We start from the raw sequence: 15,353 nt of genomic DNA, 5'->3' as shown, positions 1-15,353 counted from the left end.
AATTCGCCTTCATCTGACAAGGAATATTAACACCTTGAGGAGATATGCAGACGCGGGAAAAATCACAACCATCAAAAACCCAAGGGTGTCCTTGAGGCTTTTGAGGATTATTCACCACATCCGGTAACCTATCCCCTCCCATTCCCTGATAACTAGAAAGCCCTAAACAAAACAGCAACGCATCGAGAATATGAGATTTTACCGAACCATTGGGGCTAGAAATGACGGTAAACCCCGGTAGTAGAGGAACCGAGGTAGTACCACCGCAGGATTTAAAGTGAGTGAGTTCCACGCGCTTGACGTGTACCATAGATGCTGCTTAACTGGTCTATTATAGCATAAGTGTATCAATTAATTAAGCCTTGGCAATAGGGACAAGAGCATTTTTTAGCATCCTCTAGGGGAGAACCAGATTTAGGTTAACTATGATTTATGACTTTTGATCGCCGTTGCGTGAGAGCAGTTCAATTTTATCTACAGCATATTGATAGCATACTTCATCCCCTGCTGTTTGATAGATATATGCAGCAGCTTTCCAGTCATTAATCGCACCCTCGTTATCTCCTAAATCACAGAGGGCTAACCCCCGGTTGAAGTAAGCAGAAGCATAATTAGGATTAATCTTAAGGGCTTGGGTATAATCTGCAATTGCTCCCTGATTGTCGTCTAAGTAATAACGGGCTGAACCGCGGTTATTATAAGTATCAGCATCATTGGGGTTAATTTTGAGGGCTTGGGTATAATCTGCAATTGCTCCCTGTTCATCTCCTAGGTCAGATAGAATATTTCCCCGGTTATTGTAAGCATCAGCATCATTGGGGTTAATTTTGATAGCTTGGGTATAATCTGCAATTGCTCCTTGGTTATCTCCGGCATCATAACGAGCTAACCCCCGATTGTAGTAAGCTAAAGCGTAATTAGGGTTAAGTTTGATGGCTTGAGTATAATCATTAATTGCGCCCTGGTTATCTCCTATATCGGAGTGAGCTAAACCCCGGTTGTAATAAGCTAAAGCATCATTGTGGTTAAGTTTGAGGGCTTGGGTGTAATCTGCAATTGCAGCAATGGTTTCTCCTAAGTGATAGTGAACTAGACCCCGCAAGTAGTAAGCTGTGGCGAAATTAGGGTTAATTTTCAGGGCTTGGGTATAATCTGCAATTGCTCCCTGGTTATGTCCTAAGTAATAACGAGCTTTTCCCCGGTTGTTGTAAGCATAAGCTAAATTAGGGTTAATTTTGATGGCTTGGGTATAATCTGCAATTGCATCGGCGGTTTCGCCTAAGTAATAGAGAGCTACTCCCCGGTTGTTATAAGCATAAGCATCATTGGGGTTAAGTTTCAGCGCTTCGGTATAATCTTTAACTGCTAATTGCCTATTGCCTAATTTACTGTAAGCATTACCCCGGTTGTTATAAGCATAAGCGTCATGGGGATTAATTTTAATGGCTTGGGTATAATCTTCAATGGCTGCGCTGATTTCTCCTAAGTAGTAGCGCGCTTTACCCCGCTGGAAGTAAGCGCCAGCATTGTCTGGTTTTAGTTGTAATGCTTGATTACAATGAGCGATCGCACTCTCATAATCTGTTTTATTAAGGTATTCTTTAGCCATATCAATATACTCCTCAACTTCCACAGATGTCTAAGTTTCTAAATAACTATACAAATCTTAGCATTTTACCTCAAGTCACAAAAATTACTCGTCTTTGGAAAATTAGGCTGATGGGGTGATAAAATCAACTGGAACCTCACCTGAACACCCCTGGTTGATTTGACGCGGGTATGTGTGGTATTCTGCAATTTAGTTGCTAGGATTCGTGAAGTGTATCTGTAGGTGATGCCTTAGTTTGGAGTAAGTTCAGTTCTTGGCGTGCGTCACGAAGACTATTTTGATCTCCAGTTTTTTGGAAAAGTTTAATAGCTTGTTGAAAATCGGCGATCGCACTTTGTGTATTTCCCTGTTTTGTGTGATTCACAGCCCTGTTATAATAGGCTAACCCATATTGAGGATTAATGGCGATCGCCTGAGAGTAATCTTTATCCGCAGCTTTGTAATTTCCCAATTGTAGGTGAACATTACCACGATTATTGTAAGCCGCTACATCCTGAGAATTGAGTTCAATAGCTTTAGTATGGTCTGCAATTGCACCTTGGTAATTTCCAAAAGAAAGACGATGAATACCTCGGTGATTATAAGCTGCTCCCCACCGGGGATTTAGCTCTAAAGCTTGATCATAATCTTTACCAGCTTTTAATCTATATCCTAACTCGCTGTGCATATCCGCCCGTCGGAGATAGGCGACTGCTTGAGGATAGCGATTAATGGCGTGAGTATATTCCCGAATGGCTGCATATTTTTGATTTTTGCTAGCGTAAATTAAACCTTTTTGATAATAAGGTCTAGCATCACCGGGATTAATCTTAATGATAGCATCAAAATCCTCCATAGCGGTTTGGTAAATTCTCAGACGACGGCGGAGAATACCCCGTTGTAAATAAGCCTCAATATAATTAGGTCGCAGCCTGATGGCCGTGCTAAAATTCTCATTAGCGCTTCTATTGTCATTCATCTGTACTAAGGCTAAACCCCGAGCATAATAAGCATAGGCATGACGAGAATTTAAGGCGATCGCTTTGGTATAATCAGTAATTGCTTCTTGGTATTTACCCAATCCATATAAAGAAAATCCCCTATCATAGTAAGCATCAGCATTTTCTGGGTTTAATTCAATAGCTTTAGTAGCATCTATCTTTGCTTGCTGATAGTTTCCCAACCGGTAAAATGTATTTCCACGGCTCTTATAAGCCTGATAATTGCTTGAGTCTAGTCTAATAGCTTGGGTAAAATTCTCAACTGCAGATTGATAGTTTCCCTCTTGATATTTTCTCAATCCCTCCTGGTATAGTTGCTCAAATTTTACTGGAGAAGCAATAGTTATCAGTGATGAAACTAACCTCAATACTGTCACTATCCCTATAAAACCTATTCCCCCTAGGATTAACCAAACTTTTGGGAGTTGCTTGTAAGTAAATTCATGAGTTTCCACCTGCTCTATATCTTTTAAAACTTCAATTACTGACTGGTATCGCTTCTGATAGTCAAAGCGTACCATTTGATCTAAAATTTTTCCTACCTCCTGACAAATTTGAATATTTTTCCGCCGCCAAATAATTGCCCCTGTTAGCAAACCTTTCTGCTGTTGTAAGGTTGATATTTCCTGCTCTGTTAAACCCATAATTGCCGCAATGACAATTATCCCTAAAGCATATATATCACTATTATATTGAGGTTGACCGCGCAATTGTTCTATAGGTACATATTCAAGATTAGCGACGGTATTGGTTATCAGTTCGGGAATAGCGCCAAAATTAACTAAAACTAATTTGTGATCTGACTCTCGACGGATGATATTTGCGGGGTTAATATTCTGGTGAATCACTCCCCGCTGATGTGCAAATACCAAAACTTCTAATACTTGAGATAAAACACTAATTACCTCTTCCTGTGTTAAAGGTATGCCCTGTAAAATCTCATTGGTTAAGGTATTACCAATAATATATTCTTCAACTAGATAGAATTTTCCATCTTCTTCAAAATAACTCACTAGATTTTGGATTTGGTCATGTTCCTGACTAAGTTGCTGTAACTTGTGTCCCTCATGGAGAAATAACTCTCGCAGCAGATTTAAATCCGGGAGAGTATCACCATCAGGATGTAGCTCCTTGACTACCAATTGACGACCGGGAACGATAGCATCTTCAGCCAAATAGGTTTGTACCTTCTCCTCTACATTCAGGACTTCCAGGATGTGATAACGCGTATCTAAGATTCTACCAGTCATAAGTCTATCAGTGATTACACTTATAATAATGCCTATTTCCTCAAAGCAATTGTAGTCATGAATCACTGAAGACCTAGGCAGATATTCAATGAATAATTAGGCGGGAACTACAAACTTTTCGGTACCAGCTAACCCAAAGGCGCTGTGAATAACCTGCAAAGCTTTGACACCATCTTCTTGTGCTACAACACAACTAATTTTGATTTCTGAGGTAGCAATCATTTGGATATTAATTTGGTTTTCGGCTAAAGCGTCAAACATTTTCGCCGCAATACCTGGTTGTCCCACCATCCCTGCACCAACGATACTTACCTTGGCGATCGCATTATCTAAGACAACCTCACCCCATTCTAATTCTCCCGCCACTTGAGTGAGCATTTTTTGTGTACTTTCCCCATCCATCTGCGAGACAGTAAAAGCAATATCCCTTCTAGGAATACCGTCAACTATTCGACACCGTTGAGATTGAATAATCATATCCACACTGACATTATGCTGTGCTAATAGTCCAAATAACCTGGCCGCCATCCCTGGTCGGTCGGGTACTTGACGAATTGCTAGACGTGCTTGGTTCATATCGAGGGCGACACCACGCACTGCGGGAGCAGATAACACAGCAATTGCTTCTGGTTTCTTAATGTCCTGGTCTTCTGCAATTTCAAAAGCTTGACGCAGTGCAGCCACAGCGCGATCGCACTCTGTCGCATCTACTACACAACTAACTTTAACTTCACTAGTAGAAATCATCTGAATATTTACTTGTGCTGCGGCTAAAGTCGCGAACATTTTAGCTGCTACCCCGGGGCGCCCAATCATTCCCGCCCCAGCAATACTGACCTTAGCAATATTTTGCTGTACCATCACCTCAGCCTCATCAGAGTTGGGGTGGTTTCTCAATGCTGGGGCGATGGCGGATGCTACCGCTTCCGCGCGTTTTAATATCGGTGCTGTGACGGTGAAAGCAATGTCATTAGTATTACCTTCATGTATAGACTGAATAATCAAATCTACATCTACATCTTGCCGGGATATTTCCCCAAATAACCGCGCTGCTACCCCTGGTTTATCGGGGACGCGCAACAATGCCACCTTGGCTTGGTCTGTATCAAACTCTACATCATCCACAGGGCGGGCAATTTCTAGATTCACTAGCGATCGCCCTTGGGGTTTAGGGGATGTTACCCAAGTACCAGGGTCATCACGCCAACTAGATTTTACCACCAGTGGCACCCCATAATTGCGGGCAATTTCCACAGCGCGGGGATGTAAAACTTTCGCCCCCAGGCTTGCGAGTTCGAGCATTTCATTACAGCTAATCTCCTCCATTAACTGAGCTTCTGCTACCAGGCGGGGGTCTGTAGTCAATATACCAGGGACATCGGTATAAATTTCACAAAAATTCGCCCCTATAGCCGCAGCAATAGCCACAGCGGAGGTGTCGGAACCACCCCGACCCAAAGTAGTAATCTCCATATCTCTGAGACTAGATATACCCTGAAATCCAGCAACTACAACCACTTTCCCTTGAGCAATTTGATGACGCAGCCGTTGGGTTTCAATATGTAAAATTCGGGCGCGGGTATGTTCAGCTTCAGTCACAATTCCTACTTGACCACCAGTCATAGAAATTGCTGGCTGTCCAATTTCTTGCAATGCCATACTAACTAAAGCAATAGTGACTTGCTCCCCAGTAGAAAGCAACATATCCATTTCCCTGCGGTTGGGATGGCGAGAAACTTCCTGAGCCATTTTCACCAGTCCATCTGTGGTTTTACCCATCGCCGAAACCACGACGACCACAGAGTTACCCGCCTTAACAGTCTTGTAAACACGCTGTGCAACAGCTTGAATACGTTCTACAGAACCAACAGATGTACCACCGTATTTTTGAACTATGAGCGCCATAAGTTTATATGTAATCAATGCTGCCTACTTTGATCAATGCCCCCCAGGGGAAGCCGAGAAAGTATTCCTGGTTGTTTAGTTTATTAATATCAGAATCAGCGCCGACAAAAAACCAGTAATTTCGCTTTGTTGGTAATACTGTGTTACCTGTTCGGTGTTCCCTGTTCCCTCAGATAAAAATTACCTGTTGAAAACTTATTATCAAACATCCTCTCAGACACTGTTGTTACAAATTGGCACATTTGTTTTATAATTCTTAAACATCAGCATAATTTTGTCACTAATCTGTAGAAGTCAACAGCCGGGTGTATAAGAAGCTGTTGCAGGGCTGTAACACAGTAAAATTGAGGGATGCAAAATGTCAGATAGCCCAGGATTATATATTCTACTAGTCAGTGTTCACGGGTTAATTCGGGGTAAGAATCTAGAATTAGGGCGAGATGCTGACACCGGGGGACAAATTAAATATGCGGTAGAACTGGCTCAGGCTTTAGCAGCGAACCCACAAGTAGAACGTGTAGACCTGGTAACTCGTTTAATTAATGATCCAAAAGTTAGTTCCGATTATGCTCAACCGGTAGAAGTTCTGGGTGACAAGGCCCAAATTATTCGTGTTAATTGCGGTCCCCGGCGCTATCTGCGCAAAGAAGTTCTCTGGCCGCATTTAGATAATTTTGCCGATGAATTACTCAAGCACCTGCGCCAAGTGGGAAAACTACCCGATGTCATTCATAGCCATTACGCCGATGCTGGTTATGTAGGTTGTCGGGTTGCTGGTTGGTTAGGTGTACCGCTTGTGCATACTGGTCACTCCTTAGGACGTGTGAAACAACAACGACTTTTAGACCAGGGTGCTAAAAGGGAAACCATTGAAAGCACTTATCACATGAGTACCAGAATTGAGGCTGAGGAAACCACTTTGGCCAGCGCCGCTTTAGTTATCGCTAGTACCCATCAAGAAGTCACCGAGCAGTACGGTATTTATGACCACTATCAGCCTGATAGAATGGTGGTCATTCCGCCGGGGGTAGCACTCAAGGACTTTTACCCGATTCCAGAAAATTGGCAGGAACCAGGAATTTACCAGGATTTAAAACGATTTCTCAATCATCCGGAAAAGCCGATGATTATGGCGCTTTCTCGTCCAGCAATTAAGAAAAATGTCGGTACTCTGGTGAAAGCTTATGGTGAAGATCCACAGTTGCGTCATTTAGCAAATTTAGTCCTGATTTTAGGAAATCGCGATGACATCAGCACCATGGAATCAGACCCACGCCATGTGTTTGCAGAAATTTTTCACTTAATCGATCGCTACGACCTTTACGGATACGTCGCCTACCCCAAACACCATTCATCTGATGAAGTTCCGGAACTATATCGATTGGTGGCGAAAACACGGGGAGTGTTTATCAATCCCGCATTAACTGAGCCATTTGGTCTCACCTTAATTGAGGCTACAGCCTGCGGTGTGCCAATTATCGCCACATCGGATGGTGGTCCACGAGATATCCTGGAGGTCTGCCACAATGGAATGTTGATTGATCCTCTAGATGTGACCCAGATCCAGGATGCTCTGCGTACAGCCATCACGGATACAGAACAATGGCAAACTTGGTCTGAAAATGGATTACATCGAGTGCGGGATAATTTCTCTTGGTCTAGTCACGTAGAACGTTATCTCGAACAGGTGCAGCAGTTATCTCAACGACCAGTGCAATCTCAGCTGAGTCCCCTACCAAGGGCTTTAGCAAGTGACCTCCCTGATTGGAATATCCCTGACCAAAACCGGTTACCGATCGCAGATCGGTTTCTGGTTTGTGAAATTGATAATACCTTGTTAGGCGACCAAGAAGCTTTACACAAACTGATTGAGCGAGTACATCAGGAAGGTCAATCTACCGGCGTGGGTATTGCTACAGGGCGGAATTTGCAAAGTTCTTTGGATATGTTGGAAGAATGGGACTTTCCCAGACTAGATTTGCTGATTGTCTCGGCTGGTACTGAAATCTATTATGGACCCCAGGTAGTCCCAGATAGTAACTGGCAAAGACATATTAGTTACCATTGGAATGCTGAGGCTGTCCGTCAAGCAATGGAGACACTACCGGGTGTTTCTCTGCAACCCCCAGAAGCTCAAGGTCAGTTTAAAGTCAGTTACTTTATTGATGAAGTGAAATGTTTAAGCTTTAAGGAAATTATGCGTCATCTGCGGCGGCATAAGCTCCATGTTAAAGGAGTCTATAGCCATAATATGTATCTTGATTTGTTGCCTATCCGGGCTTCTAAGGGAGATGCTATTCGTTATTGTGCTTTGAAGTGGGGACTACCAATACAACGATTTTTAGTAGCAGGTGCATCTGGTAATGATGAATCAATGCTGTCTGGTAATACTTTGGGTGTGGTTGTGGGTAATTACAGCCGTGAACTGGAAAAGTTACGGGAATATCCACAAATTTACTTTGCTCAAGGAAATTATGCCTGGGGTATCTTGGAAGCACTAGACCGCTATGACTTCTTTGGCAGTCTATCTACAGCAAAAATGCAAACTATAGCAGATAATTAGCTGATTGTCAATGGATTTTCAGAACTACTAATGTCATATCATCGGTGTTTTGCCTTTCACCACCGATAAATTCCAGAACTTGCTCAAACAAATAATCTACAATCTCCTCTGGTCCACTGCAATACCTGCAAGCGGCATTAAAAGCAGCCACAAAATTCTCTTCATCGAAGCGATCGCCACTAGCCGCCGCCGCATCAGTCAACCCGTCTGTATAATAGATGACTGTATCCCCAGGTTCTAACTGTGCCTGGGCATTTTCGTATTGGCTATTGGCATCTAAACCAATCAGCATTCCCAAAGTATCCAAGCGGGTAATAGTTTTCGTGGCTGCGTGCCACCACAACGGAGGATTGTGTGCGGCATTACTATAAGATAAAACCCGATTTACAGGATTATATTCTGAGTAAAACAGAGTCACAAAGCGATGGGAATTTTCCAAATCCGCATACATAACGCGATTCAAATTTTGCAGAATTACACATGGGGAATTACCATGGAACACTTCGCCACGAAGCATTCCCCGCATCATGGTCATAATTAGTCCTGCTGGGACACCTTTACCCATGACATCGCCAATTACCAAACCCCAGCCCCTTGTTTCCTGGGTAGTTTTACCATTTAGCTGTACTTGATTGTGATTGGTGGGGATAAAGTCATAGTAATCTCCACCCACACGATTAGCGGGTTTACAGCGTGCGGCTAGGGTCGCACCGGGAATAATCGGACATTGACGGGGTAGAAGTCGCCGTTGAATTTCTGCCCCAATTTCTAGTTCTTGATCTAAGCGCTCTTTTTTCCTCAATTCTACGGCTAGTTCTTCGTTTTCAATGGCTACAGCTGTTTGATCTGCTACCAGTCTGACTAACTTTTGTCTGGTATCCGTCCAGCTATATTCAGGATCGCGGCTGAGGACGTAAAGCCAACCCCGTTCTGTATGCTTGACGAGAATTGCTGTGCCAAAGATTTGCACATCTGGATCTAAATAGCGATGGATTTGGTCATCTAACATCCCTGTAGCTGTTGCTAAAGGTCCTGTATGAGATAGAAGTGTGATTTGACTACTAGCTGTTTCTAGAGCTTTGCGGATATTCTTACGCTGGCGGCTATCCTGCCAGTGTAGTTGCTCTAAGCGAATTTGACCATTAGGTTTATGTAGGAATAAAGCACTACCATCTGCATCTGTGACTCGAGTGGCGATCAGTGGTATCAGCTGTAAAAACTGGTTCAAATTATTGAAACTTCTGAGGGCAAATCCTAAAGAACTGAGTAAATCTTGGATTTTATTTTGTTCTCGGCGCAACCGTTCCACAAGTTCTTTGAGTGCCACAACTGGTGTGACATCCGTCTTAGCACTACTATTAGTATCAGTGGGTTGAGAGGGCAGTTGAGACACAGGCAAAGGTATGATTGCACTTAATATAGAGTTTAGGTTACTGAATAAATCAAGTAAATTGCTAAGTTATATTGGGACAAGGTGGATATTTTTAGCAATAGTCACAAGACTTAACATCGAACTAGAGAGAATTATTGTATTTGCTTATGATATCTCTAGCTAAATATTGATGCAATTTCCATCAACAATGAGTAGGTAAAAATCAGCCAATACTCTCATAACATATAAATACCCTAATTTTTCTAGAACTTAATTAGCAAATCATACATCTTTGGAGTCAAAAAAATTTTAATTTTATTATTGCTCACAGGTTTCTCATCCCCAGCATTAACTTTTATAGGCAATTACTCCTTGCCTTAATTATTGAGTGTTCTGTTTGTATTTGACTCTGGGATGGGCAAAAATCAACACCCTTGAGATTTATCAATCCGTGATGTGGGGAAAACCAACACACCAAGACAGATGTCTGAGGAGATGAAACAATTTTTGCCGACTGAAACACCAGCTAAATGGGGGTCTGTGCCCTCGACTTTGTGAGCATAGCAAATTTTCCATCTAAATATCCCCCACAGGAGATGAATCAGCCAGACCCAGAAGAAATATTAACTAAAAAAATCCCAATTAGCCACTCAAGAGAGCTTCAACAAATTCGTAACTAGAAAAAGGACGCAAATCTTCCATACCTTCACCAGCGCCAATAAAGCGAATGGGCAAACCCAGCTGCTGCACCACGGCTAAGGCAACACCTCCCTTGGCTGTACCATCTAGCTTAGTTAAGACTACGCCCGTGAGTTGGGCGGCTTGGGAGAAAACTTGAGCTTGACGCAATCCATTTTGACCTAAAGTGGCATCTAAAACCAATAGGGATTCTATTTTGGCATTAGGGGCTTTTTTGTCGATGATCCGGCGGACTTTGCCGAGTTCGTCCATTAAGTTTTTCTTATTTTGCAGTCGCCCGGCGGTGTCTACCAATAGTAACTCCGTTTCTCGTGCTTGGGCGGCGGCGATCGCATCAAAGACCACGGCGGCGGGGTCTGTATTTTTCCCCGGATTAGCAATGACTTCCACACCGCTACGCTGGCCCCACACCTTCACCTGTTCCACTGCTGCGGCCCGAAAGGTATCTGCGGCCCCAATCAAGCATTTATAACCAGATTTTTGGGCTAGGTGGGAGATTTTGCCGATAGTAGTGGTTTTCCCTGCCCCATTCACCCCGGTAATCAACCAAATATTCAAAGTTTCCTTTTCTGGGGCGAAGCTGAAACTTGGGGCTTTTTGTAGTGGCGCGTCTAACATATCGCGCAAAATTTGTTTCAGGTAGGCGATCGCCTCTTCTGGGGGCGTTACCTCTGCTAACAGTTTTTTCTGGAGGGTATTGACAATGTAATCTGTAGCCTCCACACCCACATCAGCTTGGAGAAGTGCGGCTTCTATTTCCGACACAGCCGCTTGATTGAGTGGTCCTTGGCCGACAATTGCCTTAAGTTGGTTAAGAATATTGCGGCGGGTTTTGTCTAAACCTTGCCGGAGTTTTTTCAGCCAGGTAATTTCCTCCACAGAAATATCTTCTGCTCGCCTACCTTGGGCGGCCAATACTTCTGCTGACCAGAGAAAACCTTCATCAAAAGCTAATGCTTCTTGATCTGGGGTAGTTTCTGCGGTGGTAGCTGGGGTTACCACCTCTGGTTGAGCCACTTCAATAGCCGCGGCTATCAGCCTTTCTTGCTTGGCTTGCCGTTCTGCGGCCGCCCGTTCTAAAAAGGATAAATTACTGGGGGCTGTGGGTTCTGGTGTAGCTGCATCTAGACTCCCTGAGTCTAGATTATTGGCAGTTTCCACATCTAACTCTGCTGTAAGGGCGACTTCACTGACTACAGGGGCGGTGTCTAGCACAGTTTCTATTGTTTGTGCTTCCACATCTGCGACTTCTGGTGCTGTTGTTACTGGTGAAGCTTGTTGTTTTTGCTGGATATTTTTATAAGCAGATTTGGCAAAGGCCAATAAATCTTCTGTGGGGTCTACTTGGGGTTCTGTTACTGGAGGAGTTACCTCTTGTTTTTCGGCGGCTGGGGTATCAGAAGAATCCTGATGTTGACGCTGGAACCAATTAAAAGCCATTACATCTATAAGTATTAGTTGATGATTTTAACTAAATATCCTCAAGGGTCTTGAGGATATTTGGGGGGGGGAAAATTTGCGCTTTAATCTACACAGGTGCTTTTTGTTCGGTAAATCGGCGCAGAACACCATTAATAAAACGATGACCCTCATCTCCACTGTAGCGTTTAGCTAGCTCTACAGCTTCATTAATAGCTACTCTGTCAGGCAGATTGAAAAACATCATTTCTGCCACTGCGATCCGCAAAATATCTCGGTCTATTTGGGCTAGGCGAGTCACTTGCCAATCTACTAAAGCTGAGGAAATATGTTCATCGATAATCACTCGGTGTTCGTTGACTATTTTCACCAGTTTAATGGCATATTTGCCAACTTCCTTATCTTGATTTGCTAATTGAATCAATTCTGGGAACTCAACTGCGGCTCCCAGTTGATTGATAGCGGTTTGGGTGTAGTTAATCGCCTCTTTCAGGAGGTTTCTGGCTGTATCGATGTCTGAAGCACGAGTTTGGCTAGTTAAGAGGCGATCATTACTGCGTTGTAGTTCTCCAGTAGCATTATCTAGAGTATCTTGCACTTCTGATCTCAGGGTGCGGACTGTGGCTAGTATTAATTTTGGTAGATGCTCTTCTGTTAATTTTTTGGGGTTAATTGGCAACTGGCTGAGACTTAAAAGTGCCAATTCACGGGCAATTTGCTGGGGTTTTCGTTCTTGCATTGAAGTATGTGCTTAAGCACTAATGAGAAAGGTGAGTATGGCCGCAATGGTGGCAAAGTCAAATAATCATACTATCTATTGACTGGAAACTTTGCCGTTTTCAGGGTTGTGTTTCTATATTGCGCTCCTGAGGTATAACTAGGGGGGGTAGAGTCTTATTCTCAGCGATAATCCCTCCAGAGACTAATACTTTAAAAGCATCTTCTATGGGGATAGATAGAGTTACTACCTCATCTTCTGGAACTATGGCATACCAGCCGGTGGTAGGATTGGGGGTACTGGGAATAAACACACTCAACATGGGACGGGGCATATGAGCTTGAATATCGGTACTGATATTACCGGTAACGAAGCCGATCGCCCATATTCCTTTTCGGGGATACTCTATTAGAATTACCCGGCGAAACTTGTCGCTGGAATCTTTGACCAGGGTTGCTAACAGCTGTTTGAGAGTTTTGTATACCTGCCCTGCTAGGGGAATTGCCTGCAATAGGCGCTCTCCCAAATCCAATAACCAACGCCCAGCAATGTTCCTAGCCATCAACCCTATTAAAAGAATACTTAGTAAAGGGACTGCCAGCCCCACAGCTAAATTCAGTATATTTACTACTATAGGTTGGAGTCCGTCAAAGGGATTGAGTTGTTTAGGAATTTTCGTCAGGAAGTTGATTACCCAATTAGCAATGGTAATAGTTAGCCAAATAGTTGTTGCTAAAGGAATAACTACTAATAAACCGGCAATTAGGTCATTTTTTAAGTCTTGTTTTAGCTGATTAATTCCCCAGTCTCTATGCTCCTGTTTGAGATTACTAGAATTTTTGTGATTGCTATTCATACCAGCACACTTATCAAATTCTCAAGAGTTAATTGTAATATTTAATACTTTAGCTAGAGGGTAAAGATTGCTAGCATCTGGAATAATGCTGTAAAAATATACACTTGCTGCTCAGGAAACAGCATTTTTCTAGTCGGGTGCATATAGAGATTGACTAAGGAAGAACATGGGGGATGGGATGTGTGAGACTTGTAAACCATTATTGCAAGTCTCTAATATACTACTGATCCTATCGCGCTGAGTGAAAAGCTGCTGAAAATTCTGTAAGTCTTAGATTACAGCTAAAGAAGGATGATAATTTGTCACTGAGCGGGGGTTTTTTTTGTGAAAATTAAGTTAATAATATTTATCTTCACTAGTGACCGAGATATGTTTCATCCTTCTTAAACCTGTCCAGCCAATAATGATATATCCCAGGGATAAGAGCAAACTACTCACACCAATTCGCAGTCCAGACTTCCAAGCGTTTCCTCTGGCTTGTTTTTCAGCTTCTTCGCGACGTTGGCGAATTTCGGTTAATCTTTGATTTGCTTGTGCTTGGGGGTCTGTTTGCTGGGCGATAAAAGTCTCGAGTTCTGAGGGATTGGCTTTAAATTTCTTGAGTAATTCTTTCTGTTGTGCGGGAAGTTGAGGGTTATTGAGTGCTTGTTGGTATGTTTGGTCATTTTTGAGCAGCTCGGTAAACTGACTTCTCACTTGGTTGCGCAGTTGTTCTAATTGAGCTTTTCCTTGCTCATTGTTGATTTGGGCTTGGAATTGGGATAACCGATTGTTAACTTCATTTTCTGCTTGTTGAGCTTCTTGGCGGATTTGGCCGAGACTGTTGGCGCTCGCTTGTCGGACATTATTCAAGTGTAAGGGGAAAATTAAGAGGAAAATTAACCCTAAAATACTGGAGAGTATCAAGATAGGAAATCTGATATCTATAGGTTTGGGGCCATCGCTATGATGAACAGTATCAGCCCAATAACCGGCGAATAGCATTCCTATACCCACTAAAGGTACAATACCTCTGTCAACTAATGAGGTAGCTAAATTGATTTGCCATCCCGGATCGGTGGGTTGGAAGGGTAAAATCACAATTAAAAACTCTAGGAAGAAGGACAAAAGTAAAATTATCCCCACTACCTTGAGTGTCAAAGCAGCATTACCCGCAGCAAGACGATTAGTCATAATTATTTTTCGTGTATGAAAGTAATTTTCCTATTTAAAGTTACCTGAATATTGTTGCCAAATCGCTAAATCCTCTGGAAGATCCACATCACCTAAAGGAGGTAGGAAAGAAACAGATATTTTCAGGTTTTCAGCAATATTCATTGTTTGTTGTAAGACTTGAGAAGTTCCCCAATGGATATTAAACAATAATTCTGGGAAGGGACGACACAAGCCAATCAAGTAATAACCGCCGTCAATGGCCGGACCCAATACCAGGTCATGGGTGTGTAGCTGCTCAAAAGCTTGGGTGAGAATGTGAGCATTGATTCCGGGACAATCTACACCAATAATAATTACTTTTTGAGCGCCAGATTGCCAGGACTCAGTTAGCGATCGCCCCATGCGGGAGCCTAGATCTCCTTCTCCTTGGGTATGGTAGAGTAAATCATATCCTAGCCAATCTGCCATCAGTTGCAAGTTACCACCGGTGAAACGTACTTCCCAGGATATAGGAGTAGTTTTTTGTAGTGCTTGCACCTGAAGTATTGTATGTTCTGTCATCTGCCGTTGTAAATTGGCAGCACCCACAGCACCCAAAGCAGGTATAAGTCGGGTTTTGGTCTTACCTGGTTCTGGGTAGCGAGTAAAAATAATTAAGTGCTGTTGCTGAATATCTAAAAATTTTAGCACATTCTATATTAAGTAATTATTCGTTGATTAGCTTGATAATTTAGGGATTGTCCCAAATTGAAAAAACCCCCACTTGGGGGGTATAAGTATTCTCTCTCAGGTAAATAGTAAAAATTAAATCTTGTACTTGATACCTT

Annotated in this window: 10 protein-coding genes and 1 pseudogene; 1 reads left to right on the top strand and 10 read right to left on the bottom strand. The window is 42.8% G+C overall.

Annotation, left to right across the window (positions count from 1 at the left end; genetic code table 11):
* Nucleotides 1–88 precede the first annotated feature (88 nt).
* The 4 genes and pseudogenes from PN457_RS01910 to PN457_RS01895 all read right to left on the bottom strand — a co-directional run.
* Nucleotides 89–310, bottom strand: a pseudogene (locus PN457_RS01910) (AAA family ATPase); the annotation flags it as partial.
* A gap of 120 nt (nucleotides 311–430) precedes the next feature.
* Complete coding sequence (locus tag PN457_RS01905; RefSeq protein WP_271730949.1) at nucleotides 431–1,609, bottom strand: tetratricopeptide repeat protein; 1,179 nt, start codon at nucleotides 1,607–1,609, stop codon at nucleotides 431–433.
* A gap of 196 nt (nucleotides 1,610–1,805) precedes the next feature.
* Nucleotides 1,806–3,839, bottom strand: coding sequence for a serine/threonine-protein kinase (locus PN457_RS01900; protein WP_271730947.1), 2,034 nt, complete (start codon nucleotides 3,837–3,839; stop codon nucleotides 1,806–1,808).
* A 96-nt stretch (nucleotides 3,840–3,935) separates the two neighbouring features.
* Nucleotides 3,936–5,744 carry an aspartate kinase gene (locus PN457_RS01895; protein WP_271730946.1) on the bottom strand — a complete coding sequence of 603 codons (1,809 nt, stop codon included), beginning with the start codon at nucleotides 5,742–5,744 and terminating at the stop codon, nucleotides 3,936–3,938.
* A gap of 358 nt (nucleotides 5,745–6,102) precedes the next feature.
* On the opposite strand from PN457_RS01895, the gene PN457_RS01890 reads away from it, so the two are divergent.
* Nucleotides 6,103–8,307: an HAD family hydrolase gene (locus PN457_RS01890; protein ID WP_271730944.1), complete on the top strand. Its 2,205-nt coding sequence runs from the start codon at nucleotides 6,103–6,105 to the stop codon at nucleotides 8,305–8,307.
* A 7-nt stretch (nucleotides 8,308–8,314) separates the two neighbouring features.
* Here the strand turns inward: PN457_RS01890 and PN457_RS01885 are convergent, their stop codons facing one another.
* From PN457_RS01885 to PN457_RS01860, 6 genes are all read right to left on the bottom strand, one after another.
* Complete coding sequence (locus tag PN457_RS01885; protein WP_271730942.1) at nucleotides 8,315–9,706, bottom strand: PP2C family protein-serine/threonine phosphatase; 1,392 nt, start codon at nucleotides 9,704–9,706, stop codon at nucleotides 8,315–8,317.
* A 615-nt stretch (nucleotides 9,707–10,321) separates the two neighbouring features.
* Entirely contained in the window at nucleotides 10,322–11,818 is a 1,497-nt protein-coding gene (gene ftsY, locus PN457_RS01880; RefSeq protein WP_271730940.1) for a signal recognition particle-docking protein FtsY, read from the bottom strand.
* An 88-nt stretch (nucleotides 11,819–11,906) separates the two neighbouring features.
* Nucleotides 11,907–12,536: a transcription antitermination factor NusB gene (gene nusB, locus PN457_RS01875; protein WP_271730939.1), complete on the bottom strand. Its 630-nt coding sequence runs from the start codon at nucleotides 12,534–12,536 to the stop codon at nucleotides 11,907–11,909.
* Between the two features lie 100 nt (nucleotides 12,537–12,636).
* Nucleotides 12,637–13,371, bottom strand: coding sequence for a DUF502 domain-containing protein (locus PN457_RS01870; RefSeq protein ID WP_271730937.1), 735 nt, complete (start codon nucleotides 13,369–13,371; stop codon nucleotides 12,637–12,639).
* Between the two features lie 336 nt (nucleotides 13,372–13,707).
* Nucleotides 13,708–14,544 (bottom strand): hormogonium polysaccharide biosynthesis protein HpsJ, encoded by an 837-nt coding sequence (gene hpsJ-B / locus PN457_RS01865; protein WP_271730936.1) that lies wholly within the window; start codon nucleotides 14,542–14,544, stop codon nucleotides 13,708–13,710.
* Nucleotides 14,545–14,574: 30 nt separating this feature from the next.
* A complete protein-coding gene (locus PN457_RS01860) occupies nucleotides 14,575–15,216 on the bottom strand; it encodes a TIGR04282 family arsenosugar biosynthesis glycosyltransferase (protein WP_271730935.1) in 642 nt (213 codons plus the stop codon).
* Between the last annotated feature and the right edge of the window lie 137 nt (nucleotides 15,217–15,353).

Source organism: Anabaenopsis arnoldii, assembly GCF_028331025.1.
Lineage (GTDB): Bacteria > Cyanobacteriota > Cyanobacteriia > Cyanobacteriales > Nostocaceae > Anabaenopsis > Anabaenopsis arnoldii.
Note: the sequence above shows the minus strand (reverse complement) of the source record. Positions and strands in the feature narration are given on the sequence as shown.